The 14466-nt window shown below is 64.9% G+C and carries 15 protein-coding genes; 6 read left to right on the top strand and 9 right to left on the bottom strand.

The genetic code is table 11. The features are described from left to right. Window positions 1-2: 2 nt before the first annotated feature. Window positions 3-1970: a S41 family peptidase gene (locus FDA38_RS12365; protein WP_233714643.1), complete on the bottom strand. Its 1968-nt coding sequence runs from the start codon at window positions 1968-1970 to the stop codon at window positions 3-5. A 129-nt stretch (window positions 1971-2099) separates the two neighbouring features. Between FDA38_RS12365 and FDA38_RS12360 the strand changes: the two genes are divergently transcribed. Further along, a complete protein-coding gene (locus FDA38_RS12360; RefSeq protein ID WP_137253971.1) occupies window positions 2100-2804 on the top strand; it encodes a M50 family metallopeptidase in 705 nt (234 codons plus the stop codon). Here the strand turns inward: FDA38_RS12360 and FDA38_RS12355 are convergent. Then, window positions 2801-3526 carry a DUF5995 family protein gene (locus FDA38_RS12355; protein ID WP_137253970.1) on the bottom strand — a complete coding sequence of 242 codons (726 nt, stop codon included), beginning with the start codon at window positions 3524-3526 and terminating at the stop codon, window positions 2801-2803. The two genes, FDA38_RS12360 and FDA38_RS12355, sit on opposite strands and share 4 nt — an antisense overlap. Window positions 3527-3550: 24 nt before the next feature. Between FDA38_RS12355 and FDA38_RS12350 the strand changes: the two genes are divergently transcribed. Then, complete coding sequence (locus FDA38_RS12350; protein WP_137253969.1) at window positions 3551-4138, top strand: hypothetical protein; 588 nt, start codon at window positions 3551-3553, stop codon at window positions 4136-4138. Here the strand turns inward: FDA38_RS12350 and FDA38_RS12345 are convergent. Continuing rightward, window positions 4135-5166: an aldo/keto reductase gene (locus FDA38_RS12345; protein WP_137253968.1), complete on the bottom strand. Its 1032-nt coding sequence runs from the start codon at window positions 5164-5166 to the stop codon at window positions 4135-4137. The two genes, FDA38_RS12350 and FDA38_RS12345, sit on opposite strands and share 4 nt — an antisense overlap. 50 nt (window positions 5167-5216) lie before the next feature. Between FDA38_RS12345 and FDA38_RS12340 the strand changes: the two genes are divergently transcribed. Beyond that, window positions 5217-5717 (top strand): mycothiol transferase, encoded by a 501-nt coding sequence (locus FDA38_RS12340; RefSeq protein ID WP_137253967.1) that lies wholly within the window; start codon window positions 5217-5219, stop codon window positions 5715-5717. On the opposite strand, the gene FDA38_RS12335 is transcribed toward FDA38_RS12340, so the two are convergent. Genes FDA38_RS12335 through FDA38_RS12325 form a run of 3 tightly spaced genes read right to left on the bottom strand, consistent with a single transcriptional unit; the run spans window position 5710 to window position 8503 of the window. Continuing rightward, a complete protein-coding gene (locus FDA38_RS12335) occupies window positions 5710-6825 on the bottom strand; it encodes a hypothetical protein (RefSeq protein WP_137253966.1) in 1116 nt (371 codons plus the stop codon). The two genes, FDA38_RS12340 and FDA38_RS12335, sit on opposite strands and share 8 nt — an antisense overlap. After that, entirely contained in the window at window positions 6825-7694 is an 870-nt protein-coding gene (locus FDA38_RS12330) for an exodeoxyribonuclease III (protein ID WP_137253965.1), read from the bottom strand. Before FDA38_RS12330 ends, FDA38_RS12335 begins: the two co-directional genes overlap by 1 nt. Window positions 7695-7726: 32 nt before the next feature. Continuing rightward, entirely contained in the window at window positions 7727-8503 is a 777-nt protein-coding gene (locus FDA38_RS12325; RefSeq protein WP_170989670.1) for a uracil-DNA glycosylase family protein, read from the bottom strand. A gap of 112 nt (window positions 8504-8615) precedes the next feature. Here FDA38_RS12325 and FDA38_RS12320 point away from each other — a divergent pair, with 112 nt between their 5' ends. Both FDA38_RS12320 and FDA38_RS12315 read left to right on the top strand, forming a co-directional pair. After that, window positions 8616-10124: an amidohydrolase family protein gene (locus FDA38_RS12320; protein ID WP_233714675.1), complete on the top strand. Its 1509-nt coding sequence runs from the start codon at window positions 8616-8618 to the stop codon at window positions 10122-10124. Window positions 10125-10209: 85 nt separating this feature from the next. After that, entirely contained in the window at window positions 10210-10485 is a 276-nt protein-coding gene (locus FDA38_RS12315) for a hypothetical protein (protein ID WP_137253962.1), read from the top strand. A 145-nt stretch (window positions 10486-10630) separates the two neighbouring features. Here FDA38_RS12315 and FDA38_RS12310 read toward each other — a convergent pair whose 3' ends face one another. From FDA38_RS12310 to FDA38_RS12300, 3 genes are all read right to left on the bottom strand, one after another. Further along, the gene (locus FDA38_RS12310; protein WP_137253961.1) at window positions 10631-11005 is read right to left on the bottom strand and encodes a hypothetical protein; all 375 of its coding nucleotides are present in this window, start codon (window positions 11003-11005) and stop codon (window positions 10631-10633) included. After that, a complete protein-coding gene (locus tag FDA38_RS12305) occupies window positions 11002-11796 on the bottom strand; it encodes a hypothetical protein (protein ID WP_137253960.1) in 795 nt (264 codons plus the stop codon). Before FDA38_RS12305 ends, FDA38_RS12310 begins: the two co-directional genes overlap by 4 nt. 69 nt (window positions 11797-11865) lie before the next feature. Beyond that, on the bottom strand, window positions 11866-12126 hold the full coding sequence (locus FDA38_RS12300) for a CopG family ribbon-helix-helix protein (protein ID WP_137253959.1): 261 nt from the start codon (window positions 12124-12126) through the stop codon (window positions 11866-11868). 376 nt (window positions 12127-12502) lie between these two features. Between FDA38_RS12300 and FDA38_RS12295 the strand changes: the two genes are divergently transcribed. Beyond that, window positions 12503-14176: an HNH endonuclease gene (locus FDA38_RS12295; RefSeq protein WP_233714642.1), complete on the top strand. Its 1674-nt coding sequence runs from the start codon at window positions 12503-12505 to the stop codon at window positions 14174-14176. The last annotated feature ends 290 nt before the right edge of the window (window positions 14177-14466 follow it).

Below are 14466 nucleotides of genomic sequence, written 5' to 3'. Positions count from 1 at the left end.
CCTCAGACGGTAACCCGCCGACTCGCGACGAGGGTTCCCGACGCGTACCCGTCGGCCCGCAGCAGCGCGCCGGGGTTCGATTCGAGGATGTCGATGCTGAGTGGTCCGGTCAGGTCCTCGGAGCTGATCGGGCGCTCGTCGAGATAGATGTCGACCCGATCGATGCTCTGGGCATCTATCGCGACCGTCAGCGTCGTACCGCTGATCGACGTCTTCAGCTCGAGCCGGCGGACCGGTAGCGCCGCGAGCAGCGCGCCGGCCTTGTTCAGCAGGTCGACGTTGCCGTCGAGCAGATCGGCCTTGGTCATCCGGTGCGTCTCGTGCGGCTTCACGCCGAGGTCCTCGACCGGCGTACCGGCCAGCTTGCCGACGCGCAACGTACGGCGGATCGCGACGCGCAGGTTCGCGCCGTTCGGCAAGGCAATGTACGGCGAGGTCTCGTCGGGTGGCGGCGGTTCGTTGAGGAGGGATGCGAGCAGGCCGTGGGTCCAGACGTTAGCGCCGCCCGCGCCGGTGTTGTCGTCGACGCCGAGGATCGTGCCGATCTCGTGGTCGGCGAACCCGGCCGTGAAGATGTCGGTGGCCGAGTAGACCCGCGCATCGGTGATCAGCACCACCGGGCCGTGGTACGTCTGCCCGACGTCGTTCGCCCCGTCCTCCGGCGTGATCGGCTTCGCCGCGGAGTACTGCGCACCGGTCTCGATCGCCAGGTCGAGCGAGTCGAACCACGGGCCGAGATCGATCCCGGCGGGGTTGTCCTTGTGCCGGCGGCAGATCTTCAGGTTGAGCGGCGTACTGATGAACTGGACCGGCTCCGGCGAGATCCGTCGCGGTGTCATCGTCTGCAGGGTGAACTCGCTGGCGTAGATGTGCCCGCCGCCGTTGTCGCGTACGTCGACGATCAGGCCGGTCTGCGGCAGGATCGCGGCGAGGCGGACGAACTCGTCCCGGAACGCGACCGGGTCCTGCACGCTGAACGTGAAGATCCGCAGGTGGCCGAAGTTGCCGGACGAGGTGACGACCTCGCGGGCCCGGAAGACGCCGGGCATCGTGGTCGGCAGGTCCGCGCCCGCGACGGCGGCCGGTGTGGCCAGCTCGGCGGAACTCTGACCGCGTTCGAGTTCGACGACATCGCGCACGTACAGCGCCTTCTTCGCGCGGGACTTCTCGTCGGAGTCGAGATCGAGACCCATCAGCGCCGACGCTTCGCTGACCGCGTCCAGGTCCGTCATCGGCGGGAGGTTGGTGGCGACCTTCCACTGCTCGCGCAGCTCCTGGTTCGAGCCGTCGAGACCGACGTACGTCAGCGTCACCCAGTCCTCGTCGGGCGGGGACTGGATCACGAGCGGGCGGAGCGTGAGAGATTCGAGGCCGCGGGCGAGGTTCGCGGCGTCGTTGCTGCCTGCGAACAGGGCTCCGTTGAGGGCGACGGCGCGGGCGATCGGCGTACCGTTCCAGTGCGTCACCTCGGCGCCCGCGCCGAACTGCGGGGCCTGGTAGCCGGTGATCGTGCGGGTGATCAGGTAGTGCTCGGTGCCGTCGGGGTCGTAGCACTTCTCGATCATGAACGGCAGGAACGCGATCTTCCCGGCGAACGGCACCGGCAACAGGTAGTTGGTGTGCAGGTCGCGGACCGAGTGGAAGATGCTGGACATCTCGCGGTGGAACATCCACTCTTCCTGCATCGTGTCGTCCGTCTGGCGCTCCATCCGGGCGCGCAGCACCCGCAGACGCTGCAGCGGATTGACGGCGTGCATCGCGACTTTGAGCGGCAGGTGCACGTAGTTCTCGCCGAGCAGCAGAAGCGCTTGATCCACCAGGAGTCTGCGCTGGTCGAGTGTCAGCGTTCCCGCAGAGTCGAGGAAGTCGGCCAGCGGTACTGCCGGCGCTTCTTTGACGGTTGCCGAGGTCCGCCGTCTCGCGGCGGTCTTCTTCGCGGCTGCTGCGGTCTTCTTCCCCGTGCGTGTCATCGTGCGTGGTTGAGACATGTCTTCCCCCAAAGCAAAAGCGGCCCCTCCCCCGCGATCTCTCCACGGTCGTTCGCGCACCAGACGATGTCAACGGCGGGCGGTTGACCACCTGCCTGTCAGGATGTGCGGGTGAGTGAGTTCTGGAACAGCATCACGTCGGTCCAGCCCGAGCCGTCCCTGCGGTTGGTGATCGGGACCGGTGTGGTCGCGCTGCTGCTGATCGCCTGGCGACCGTTGTGGCAGTACACGCGGCAGGTCGTGACGATCGCTCACGAGGGCGCGCACGGTCTGATCGCCGCACTGGTCGGACGGAAGCTGGCCGGCATCAGACTGCACTCGGACACGTCTGGCGTCACGGTGTCGCGCGGCAAGCCGAACGGCGCGGGCATGATCGCAGTACTACTCGCCGGCTATCCCGGCCCTGCCCTGTTCGGCTTGGCTGCAGCGTTCGTGCTGAGTCGCGGGTACGCCGTTGCGCTGTTGTGGGGACTGTTGCTGGCACTGGTGATTCTGCTGCTGCAGATCCGCAACTTGTTCGGACTGTGGTCGGTGCTGGTGTTCGGCGCTGTGGTGTTCGGGGTGTCGTGGTGGGGGTCGGCTGAGGTGCAGACCGCGTTTGCTCACTTGCTTACGTGGTTCCTGCTGTTGGCGGCACCGCGGGCGGTGCTGGAGTTGCAGCGGTCACGGCGTGGCGGGCAGGGGCGTAGCTCGGACGCTGATCAGCTGCGTCGGCTGACTGGTGTGCCGGCGTTGCTGTGGGTCGGTGTGTTCGGGCTGGTGACGCTCTTCTGCCTGGCGGTCGGTTTCCTGTGGTCCGGAGTACTACCGAGCTAGACCGGTGGCAGCGTGACACCGAACCCGGTGACTGCCAGTCGGAGCAACACCTGACCGGGTCGCAGGAGGTCGGCGACCTTGGCCGCGCTCAGGACCTCTAGCTCAGCCAGTCGCTGCTCGTAGGTGCCGGCTACGCGCGCTCGCTGCAGCTCGAACGTGTTGTGCCAGACCTTCTGGCGGGACTCACGCAGGAACCGCTGCGAGGCCAGCCGGTTGAGCGGCGTCAGCACGTGGTCCAACAGACTGCGTACTCCGGTCGCCGCCAACTCCTCGTCCTCCGCCGCCACTCTGGCCGACAACACACCGTCGATCCGCTCGTGATCCCGCCGCCGCCGATCCATCAGAGACCGATCCAGGAAGTCCTCATCACTGATCACCGCAAGCAACGCCTGCGGCAGGTCGTAGTTCACATGCGCATTGATCCCCAACAACACATGCCCCAACGCAGGCAACTGAGCCGAAGCCTCAAACGCCAACCGCCAGGGCCTGGGCGGGAGATCTGCGTCGTGGGCTCGGAGGTACAGCTCCGCGAACTCCACATCCCACACCTCGACCCACGCCGGATCCTCGAAGCGGGCGTCATCGATGGCTTTCCCAACCGCCTGCGTCGTCCGCAGATACGTACTGAGGAAGAACCGCCGATGCGCAACCTCCTCCGGCAGCTCGTCGAGACGCTGCTGCATCCGAGCGACCACATCCGCAATCGGACTACCATCGTTCATCGGATCTCCCAGGGGGGAGGGATCATGCGTACCAGAACAGGACCACTGTCCTTCGACCCAGTGGTCGTCGGCAACCGCGAGACGGATGCCTGGGCCGCCTACTACCGGCACGAGTGGCGCGAGTTCCTCGTAGCCGCAGTCGGCATGGTCGCCGCCGGCTTCGGCATGGCACCGCACCGAACACTCACCGGAGCCTGGTACGTACTCCGCGCCAACCAGGTCTGGGCGCCGTACCCCGACAACCAACCGGACGTGGCGCGCGCCTACATGCGCCGCTTCTACGAACTGGTCGCCGCCTCGAGCGGCCTACTCTTCGAACCAGCGCACGCCGCCGCCTTCGAGGTGGAGTGGTGGCGCGTCCACCGCGAGCACCAGCACTCCGAGGACGTCACCGAAGAGCAGCTCGAGACCGCGCTGATCGACCTCTACTCCTACGTGTACGACGCCGACCGCGACGCCGTACACCAGGCAGCGCGCAAGCGGGTCGAGGCGATGAACCTCTCGGACCGCTGGGTCCGAGCAGGATGCGATCGCGACGACCCGCTGCTGGCGGCGGAGCGGCGCGCACTGGTTGCGTCGTACGCCGCCCTCCGCGTTGCTGTCGACGCCTAGGAGCGCCCACCCGCGATCGGTCGACCGCGCTGCGCCACGCCGGGACCGCCGTACGGGTAGTCCGCCGCGCCCGGGTCGCTGGCCTCGTCGAGCTTGGCCGTCTCTTCCGCGGTGAGATGCAGATCCGCCGCCGCGAGGTTGTCGTCGAGCTGCTCGAGCGTACGGGCGCCGAGGATCACCGAGGTGATCGTCGGCCGATCCACCAGCCAGGCGAGCGCGACCTGCGCCATCGAGATCCCACGCGCCTTGGCGATCTCGCGGACGGCGTCGACCACGTCACGGACCCGCTGGTTACGACTACGCCGGTACCAGGACTCGACGCCGCGGTCCGGGTTCTCACCGAGGCGAGTCGCCCCGGTCGGCTCCTCGTCGAACGAGTACTTCCCGGTCAGCCAGCCGCCGCCGAGCGGAGACCACGGCAGCAGGCCCAGCCCGTTCTCCTGCGCAGCCGGAACGATCTCCCACTCGATCTCACGGACGAGCAGGTTGTACTGCGGTTGCAGCGTCACGAGCTTCGACCAGCCGCGGTACCCGATCAGGTCGCACGCCTTCTGCAGCTGCCACCCGGTGAAGTTCGACAGACCGCCGTACGCAATCTTGCCGGCCCGTACGGCGTCCTCGAGGAAGCTCAGCGTCTCCTCGAGCGGCGTGACCGGGTCCCACGCGTGCAACTGGTACAGGTCGATGTGGTCGACACCGAGCCGGTCCAGCGACGCGTCCAGCGCCTTGCGGAGATGGATGCGCGACGTGCCCACGTCGTTCGGCCCGTCACCGGTCGGGAACCGGCCCTTGGTCGCCAGTACGACGTTGTCGCGGGCGGAACTTTTCGCGAGCCAGCGTCCGACGATCTGCTCGGACACGCCGCCGGAGTACACGTCCGCGGTGTCGATGAAAGTGCCGCCGGCCTCGATGTATCGATCAAGCTGTCCGTGCGAACCGGCCTCGTCGGTCTCGCTGCCGAAGGTCATGGTGCCGAGCGTGTAGGTCGAGACCACAGCGCCGCTCGCGCCCAGCGTGCGATATTCCACGATTGCTCCCTCTCTCAGAACTGTCCCAGTCGAAGACTACGGTGACCGGTATGAAGACAAGTGAGCTGCTGCTGGATGCACATAGCCGGGTTCAGGAGGTCCTGCACGATGTCGTGACGGGGCTCGACGACAAGACTCTCGCGGCACGACCGGGTGATTCGGCCAACTCGATCGCTTGGCTCGTGTGGCACCTGACCCGGGTCCAGGACGACCACCTCGCGGACGCGGGCGGCTACGACCAGGTGTACACGGCAGACGGCTGGCACGAGCGGCTCGGTCTGCCGCTCGACGCAGCCGACACCGGGTACGCACACACGTCGGACCAGGTGGCGCTGGTCCAGCTGTCGGCGGACCAGCTGCTCGGGTACTACGACGCCGTGCACGCGCGCACTGCGCAGTTCCTCGAGACGGTCACCGACGAAGGTCTGGACCGGATCGTCGACAAGCGGTGGAACCCGCCGGTCTCGCTCGGGGTCCGGCTCGTCAGCGTGATCGACGACTGCGCGCAGCACGCGGGCCAGGCGGCGTATGTGAAGGGCCTGCTCAGCTGAGCGTGGTCTGCCAGAGTGAGGTGCCGGCGATCAGGTAGAGCTTGTGATCCGGCATCAGTACGGCGTCGGTCACCTGGCCGTCCGGGCCCTGTGAGTCCTGGACGGTCCAGTGGCCGTCCTGGTCCGTGAGCACCTTCACCTTGTTGTCCTGGGCAACGATCTGGATGATCTTGCTGCCGTCGACGACCGGCGGCGGCAGCTTGTCCTTGTCGCCGACGGGGACGGACGGGACGCCTTGGAGCCGCTTTGCCGTACCGGATGCGTCGAGCTGCCAGAGGGCGAGCTGACCGTCGACGTACCCGGAGATCACGCAGTCCTTGGCGCAGGTGGCCGTGTTCGCCTGGCTGCGGTTGCCGGGGTCGGGCAGGACGATCCGGGACCAGCCCTGGTTGAGCTTGGTCGAACGCCAGACGGCTGCTTCCTGGGCGACGACGTTGGGCGCGAGCCGGACCTGCGAGCCGAAGAGCAGGATGCTCTCGCCGAGCGTCGTGCCGAATCCTGGGCCGACGAGGAGGTTCGGCGTACTCTGCAGGGCTGTTTTGGTCGGATCCTGCCGGGTCCATTTGTTGCCTTGGGGCAGCCAGACCATGGCGTCGTTGCCGGTCACCACGCCGCCCCACGAACCGAGCAGTGCGCGGCCGCTCGGCGTGATGACTGCGCTGTAGAGGTCGCCCGCGGTCTGGCCGCCGAATGTGAAGAAGTCCTGTGGCTGCTCGATCAGTCCGGTTTGCGGCGTGCCCGACCAGACCGTCCAGCGGGTGTTGGAGTGCGCGCCGCCCGCTGCGCCGCCGAGGGCGAGGATCTGCTTGCCGTCGTACGCGATCGAGTACCAGATGGCTTCGAACGCGTACGGGCTGGCCGGGTTGGGCTTGACGGTGATCGGCGTGGGTTTGCCGGTGCTGTCCTGGAGGAGGAGCTCCGGGACGACCTTGGCGCCGCGATGGCGCAGGCCGATGAGCAGCTGATCGTCGTGTGCGGTCAAGGTGACGGGCTCGGCCGGGGTGTCGACCTTCGTCCACGCGACAGGGCTCGGTGCCGGCAACTTCTCGTCACTGCAGGCGGTGAGGGTCGCGAGCACGAGGATCGCGACTGCAGCAAGGCGGCGCATCAGCGGCTCTGCGGGAGCTTGGTGGTCTTCTTCCGGCCGGTCCGCGGCGCGGACGGTGGTGGCACGACCGGACCGATATCGCCGTCCGGTGCGGTGTCGAGGTCGATGATCACCGGGGCGTGGTCGCTCGGCCCGGTGCCCTTGCGGGCCTTGCGATCGATCCACGCGGCCTTGACCCGCTCCTCCACCGCATCGGTCGCGAGCATCAGGTCGATCCGCATGCCGAGGTCCTGGTGGAACATACCGGCGCGGTAGTCCCAGTAGCTGAAGATGCGGTTGCTCGGCCAGCGGTCGCGGACGACGTCATGCAGGTCCTTCGCGGCCATCAGCTCCGCGAGCGCCTGCCGCTCGGGTGGCGTCACGTGCGTCTGACCGACGTACGCGGCGGGGTCGAAGACGTCGGCGTCGGTCGGGGCGATGTTCATGTCACCGCAGACGATCTGGTCGGCCGGACCGCTCGCGATGACCTCGGTCAGGGCCGCCAGCCAGGCCAGCTTGTAGTGGTAGTGATCGGAGTCCGGGACGCGCCCGTTCGGCACGTAGAGCGAGTGGATCCGGATGCCGCCGCAGGTCGCGGCGACCGCGCGGGCCTCAGGATTCGGGAAGCCGGGCGCTCCGGCGACACCGGTGACGACATCCTCGAGCCCGACCTTGGACAGCAGGGCGACGCCGTTCCACTGCGGTTCGCCGTACAGGCCGATCTCGTAGCCGCGGTCGGTCAGCTCGGCGCCGAGCAGGGTGTTGAAGGCGTCGTCCGCGAGCTTGGTCTCCTGCAGGCACACGACGTCCGGCTGCCGCTCGTCGAGCCAGTCGAGCAACCGCGGCATCCGCTGCTTGACCGAGTTCACATTCCACGTCGCCACTCGCATCCGACCAAGGTAGCGGCAGCAGGGGACAACTTTCAGCCGAGCTTGGGTGCACGCCAGACGAGAGTGTTGAGAAGGTCGGTCGAGGGACGTTCGACGCTGTTGTTGTGGCGGGGTTTGTCCTGACGTCCCCAGGCGTCGTTGCCGAGCCACGGCGGTACGCCGAACGGCAGGTCCCGCGCCGGGATCGACGCGTAATCCGACTCGAGGAACTTCGGCCCGTAGTTCGATACCGCGTTGTCGCCGTCAGGATCCGGAGTCACGATCGCGCGCAGGTCGGTGACTGCCTGACGCCAACTGTCGACGAGCGCCGACGGGTTGCGGCTCGACGGATGCGGCACCTCGAACACCGGGACGTCCGGCCTTCCGTCCCACATCTGCAGCGCCGCGCGAGCCTGGACGCCGAACGCGACGATCGCCTGCAGTTGTGGGCCGGTGATCAACTCGAGCAGGGTGTTGCGCCAGGTGAGCTGATCGGGTCGGGCCAGCAGCGGCGCGGCCTTCTGCGCCCGCGACGGCCTGAGCGCGTACGCGTAGGCGTTGACGAGCGTGTAGCTGCGGGTCAGGCCGAGTTTGGTCAGGAAGCCTTGAACGCGTTGGCCCGCGTCCCCCACCAGCGTGCGCCCGGCGACGCGCTCGGTCGGCCCCGGATCGGACGCTATTGCCAGCAGCCGGGCCGTGCGGTTGAGGCGGCCGCGGTAGAAGACCGGGCCCCAGTCGTACCAGAACAATTCCTGGAAGTCCGCATAACTCGGGACTTTTGCGAAGTGCCGCGCCACCGTGACCGGCGGGCCCGCATCGAAATCAGCCATCGCCATACCTCCCCCTCGACGATCCATGACCTTAGGCTCAAAGATCAGGGGCGGCACGGGGAATTCTACGGGAGGGCGAGCGATGTTTGTACTGCGTGGAACCGTGGTGACAATGCGACCGGACGGACAGGTGCTTCCCGGTGGCGCGGTGTATGTCGGCGATGACGGACTGATCGCGGCGGTCACTCCCATCGACGCAATACCGGCCGGTTTCGAGAACGCCGTACAACTCGCCGCCGGTGGGCTGATCTATCCCGGGCTGATCGATCTACACAATCACTTGATGTACAACAGCCTGCCGTTGTGGACCGAGCCCGCGCGGAAGAAGCCGTGGACCTCTCACAACCAGTGGGGCAGCGCGCCGACGTACAGCTCGCAGATCAGCCAGCCGGCCCGGCTGCTCGGCGCGGCCGCGGGACGAGCCCTGCTCAGGTACGTCGAGACGCGGGCGATCGTGGGCGGTACGACGTCGATCCAGGGGAATCCGCGCGGCGCCGTACCGCCCGACAACGACCTGATCCGGAACGTCGACTCGGAGAAACTCGGCACCCACGACGATTTCATCCGGGTCAGCACCCTTGTTGCCGACAGCAAGGAAGCGCTCGCGCCGTACGCCGCGGCGGTGGCGGCCGGGCGGGGATTCATCGCGCATTCGGCGGAGGGGTCGGATCCGAAACTGCGGTCCGAGTTCCAGTTGCTGGAAGCGGTCGACGTGGTGAAACCGCAGTTGGTGGCGATTCATGGTGGTGCGTTGAACGCCGATGATTTCGCCGCGATGAAGGCCGGGAATTCCACGCTGGTGTGGTCACCGTTCTCGAACCTGTGGCTGTACGGGGCGACGGCGGATGTGCGGGCGGCGCATGCCGCCGGGGTGCGGTTGTGCCTCGGATCGGACTGGGGTCCGTCGGGGACGCGGAGTGTCTTGTGGGAGTTGAAGGTCGCGGACCTGTGGAACAAGACCCAGTCGGTCTTCACGGACGAGGAACTGGTCCGGATGCTCACGTCGAACCCGGGCGACGCGCTGTCCGGGGTCTGGCCTACGCCGTTGGGTCGGTTGGAGCGCGGCGCATTGGCCGACCTGATCGTCGTCCGGCGCACCGATCCGGACTTCTACCGCTCGCTGATCGTCGCTCGCGAAGTAGACATCCGCCTTGCCGTCGTGGGTGGGCGTGCTCGCTACGGCGTGCCGTCGCTCATGAATACGCTCGCGCCTGCGGCGACCCGCATCAGGACCGGCAAGCTCTCACGCTTCATCGACTACGGAGACTCGTCGGTCACCTTCGCGACGGTTCTCGCTGACCTCGAGAAGGTTCGCCAGGACCCGGTCGGCGCTTCTGTCCGCGCCGAAGCCACCTTCACCGCGCTCGCCGCCGCGGCCCCTGGCGCCTTCTCCCCCAACGCGACCTCTTCCCTCCCCGCCGACAGCTTCGTCCTCCTACCAGACATGCCCGCACCCGAGCTCGACGACCAGTTCCGCCGCCGCGGCCCGGTCGGCGCCACCCCGCCAGCGGTCACGGTGCCACCGCCGGAGCCACTGGTCACCGGTTCCGCCTGGTTCGACGCAGTGGATGCCAACCCCTTCCATCAGGGGCTGCTGAGCGGACTCCGCGCGTACGCCTGACTTCCCGTAGTTATCCACATACTCAAAGTCACCGGTCTCCGGCCTGCTGAATCGCGGCATTCTCTTGATGACGAGAGGGGAACGGATGGCAGATCTCGACTGTGAGCCGGCGGACGTGACCGCGCTGGTGGCGTACCTGCGCGACATCGGGCAGCACGAGCTACTGACTTTGGAGGAGGTGAGCGAGCACTCGTACTGGATCGAGGCCGGCCTGCTGGCGGCGGAGCAGCTGAGCGGCGATCCGGGGCGCCCGGACGCGGGCGACCTGCGGCGGATCGTCACGCTCGGGCGGGACTCGTGGCACCGGATGATCGAGGGCAACTTGCGGCTTCGTAAGTTCATCGAAGTGCAACAGCCATGAGGGACCGGGGACCTACCGAAGGAAGAGCGACAGCCAGCAGGCTGACGTGATGCCGGACAGCGCAAGCACAAGACGCGGGTAGTGCTTGTTGATCAGCCTCACCATTGGAATCACCCCTTTCATTCTATTTGATAGCGGATGTAAGTCAGATGGCCTTGAGGTGACGCTTCTTCAGAGGCTTGGGCTTACGCAGCTTGGTCATATCGAGCTGGTAGCTGTTCACCCGCTTTCCTCCGGTGTGCTGCATGACCTGGAGGAAGCCCTTCGCTTCCATCGACTTCAAGCGATTCCAGATCGGTCCCGGGTGCTGATCCATCGCATGCCCCATCTGATTCGTCGTGAGACCCGAGACGAGTCCCGAAGGATCAGCGTGCTTCTTCAGCAAGACCCACAGCTCACGTTCCCTTTGGGTCAAACCCATCACGCGCTTCCTCGACGGGATGACGAGGGAATCACCTAGCAGTTCAGCCAGTGCTTCCAACATGTCATCGCTGATCGAAATGGTGATCTGGTGATTCATGCTTCCTCCGCTCGGAACAACTGTGGCTTGGTGGTGATCTGGTGAAGCACTTCCTGAACATCCATGTCGTTCAGGTGCTTAGAGATCTGATCGACAGTCAATGTCGGACCGAAGTGATTGAGGCACCAAAGGATGTGGAAGGCGACAGCCTCACCAAGCCTTGGCTTAGCCATGTCGGGATCAAGCTCAACGGGAGTGACCCTCCGAGAGACAGGCTTCCTCTTCGGGATCAGCTTCTTGGTTCTAGTTCCGCTTCCACTTCCGTGCGCGCGACTTCCCGTTGCACTTCCGCTTCCGATTGAACTTCTCTTTGGACTTCCAGTTGATGTTCTAGTTCCTCTTCTACTTATGCGCAGAGGTCTCGCAGTGGCCTCATTGAGTCCTCGCTGAGTGCTCATTGAGTTCTCGCTGTGGTCTCGCGGAGGACTCTCAGAGACCTCGCCGAGTTCTCGCCGAGAAGGGACACGCTTCTTAGCCCAACGCTTGTCGATCGACTGGTAGGTGTTCGATCCCTTGACAGTCCATCCGGTGATGTCGGCGTACTGCCCATCGCCATAGCGGGAGATGAAAGAAGCCTCTTCGAGTTCGTCAAGCCATGAATCAATGTCGTCGGGTGCGTGCTCATCCATCGGGAAGACACCAGAGCGGACAAGCATGGGGTTGGCCTCAAAGCCTCCGTAGTCGTCGGCGTAGACCATCAGACCGATGAGGAGAGTCCGGGCTGGGAACTTCAGCCCGCAGAACGCAGGAGAGCGGAACAGCTCTTGCTGAACCATCCTGTTCCTAGCCATTGAGATACGCTCCTAGATAGCCATAGCGGGTATTGGACGGGTCAGGGGTCAGCAACCCTGGCCCGTTCTTCATTTGGGGTCGCCTCCGGTCATCACGTCTTCGACCTTGGGGAAGCGTTCCGGGTGAAGCAGATACGCCTGCTCAACGGAGTTCAGCTTCTTGGGTCGCTTGCGCTTGGGCCGGGCGAGAACACCCTCACGCTCCAGCAGCTCCTTCACCGCACGGTTGATCAGGTAGTTCTTCGAGCGGTCATCCCGGGACTGAAGAGCATCAAGCCCATCAGCCAGCTCGGATGGAAGAACAACGGACGTATGCCGCTTATCAGTCATCAGGTGGGCTCCTTCGGTTGTCTTGCTAACTCTTGCCAGAACCTAGCTAGATTCACCTGGTGCACGTCAAACAGAACTCCCGAATGATCTGGTATCGAAAAGCCCAAGCACACAAGGGAATGCAGGAACACACCTAGCCTTGGTATTGGAGTCACCCCTCCAACTCACCCCCTGCTTGCGCTCCCGTGGGCAGGGGGTGAGCTAACCGGGAGCAGGAAGGGGAAGCAGGGCAATGAGCAAGGCATGGAGTGGTGGCAGCACCAGGGCATGGCGCAAGCTGCGTGCTTCCGTGCTGGCCCGAGACAACTACCAATGCCAGCTCAAGATCACTGGTGTGTGCACTGAGCAAGCGACACAGGTCCACCACATTGATGGTGTGAAGCGCGGACTCATAGTCCCGCCTGATCGTCTGCAATCAGCGTGCAAGCCATGCAACAACAAAATTGGTGATCCCAGATCAAAGAGAATCACCAAGAACCAGGGTCAGTTTTCCCCTGGATCAGCTCCAGGACATCCCGCCCTGAGTGTCCGTTCTCTCCCCGGCACTGAGAAGCCCGTAGAGGCCCGTGCGGAGCTGCTGTGGAGTCCAGGGCGTCTAGAGGGCTATTCGTGGCTCAGAGGGCTTCTGGAGGTCCCCGAAGACGCATCCCCTCCGCTGTACATGTCGTTGCCTCCCGACGACGCTGTTGGGTCGTACGGGCAACAGGCCATCGACTGGATTGAGAGCACGCAGACAGACCCCACTGGACGGCACATCAAGCTCCGGTGGTGGCAAAAGCTGGGGATCACCCGTCAGCTCGAACACCGGGAGGACGGGAGCCTGTGTCATCGCGTCGTACTGGAGAGCTGCCCCCGACGAGCCGGGAAGAGCGTTCGTCTTCGTGGACTCGCACTGTGGCGGATGGCGCACCCAACTCTCTTCGGTGAAGTGCAGACCGTGATTCACATCGGCAGTGACCTGAAGGTGTGCCGGGAGATTCAGCGTGGTGCATGGCCCTGGGCCGAGAAGGTTGCTGGATGGACTGTGGCTCGTGGCAACGGTAAGGAGCAGATCGAAACACCTGATGGAGACCGGTGGATCGTCAGTGCGCAGGAGGCTGCGGGGTACAGCTTTGATGTCACCTTCGGCATTGTCGATGAGGCATGGAACGTGAAGCCTGATGCGGTGTCTGAGGGCTTGGAACCGGCAACCCTGGAGAGGCTGTCACCCCAGCTCCACCTGACCAGCACGGCACACCGCAAAGCCACCTCGCTGATGAAGACACATCTTCGAGATGCGATCACTTCTGAGGACACAGAAACCCTTCTGCTGCTGTGGGGAGCAACCGCCGGCCAAGATCCATCTGCAATCGAAACGTGGAAGGCTGCCTCTCCGCACTGGTCAGAGGACCGACGCAAGATGATTGCGGACAAATACTCCAAGGCTCTTGCTGGTGAGGCTGATCCGGCAGCAGATGACCCTGATCCCATGCAGGGGTTCCTTGCTCAGTACCTGAACATCTGGCAGCTCACTGGTGCATCTGCGGGCCGGGGAGAACCCATCGTGAAGCCGAACGAGTGGGCATCCCTGGTGGAGGACACACCGAAGCGGGTTCCGGATGCGGCAGCTATAGAGGACTGGTTCGGACAGGGTGTGTCTCTCGCACTCGCCTGGAGGCTCGAAGAAGAGGTTGTTGTCTCAGTCAAGGACTTCGATGATCTGACGAACGCAGTGGATGCACTGAAGGCAACCAAGTTCCGTCGTACCGCCACTGTGGGCGCGTCTCTGCTCGAAGATCCCGCACTGAAGGGTGTGCAGGTCAAGAAGGGATCGGGACGCGTGGGTGCATCTGTCCAGGAGCTGGGCCGTCTGCTGTCTGAGTACGTGGTCCTGCATGACGGCGGGGAACACCTGACTGGACAGGTCGTGGGAGCCAGAACGGTGCCTGGTGCAGATGGGCCACGGATGGTCTCTCACGGGCGTGCAGATGCCATCAAGACTGCTGTGTGGGCTGTGACGGACTGCCGGAAGAAGAGCCTGGGAAAGCCCCGAATCATCGTGGCCGCGTGATGAAAGCCCTTATTTCATTGAGTTTCCACTGTTGATCGAAGTAGCCGCGGAAGAGTGACCCGAGGCAAGCAAATGAGTTCCTGAGCGAATAAGCGGCGGCTTATGTAAACCTCCGCTTATGGGGTTTATTGGCGCGCTGTTTGGCCGGTCACCGGTCGTACAGGCTGCCCTGGAGGGTCAGGGCGGCCCGACTTTCGTTGTGGATAGGGAGTCCATCCCGCCTGAGTTCTTCGGGTACAGCTCCTATGACGACTTCGTTGCTCCCGCTTCTCGTGTCTCGCGTACGGAGG

Source organism: Kribbella jiaozuonensis, from assembly GCF_005233875.1.
Lineage (GTDB): Bacteria > Actinomycetota > Actinomycetes > Propionibacteriales > Kribbellaceae > Kribbella > Kribbella jiaozuonensis.
This window is presented reverse-complemented; position numbering and strand designations above follow the sequence as displayed.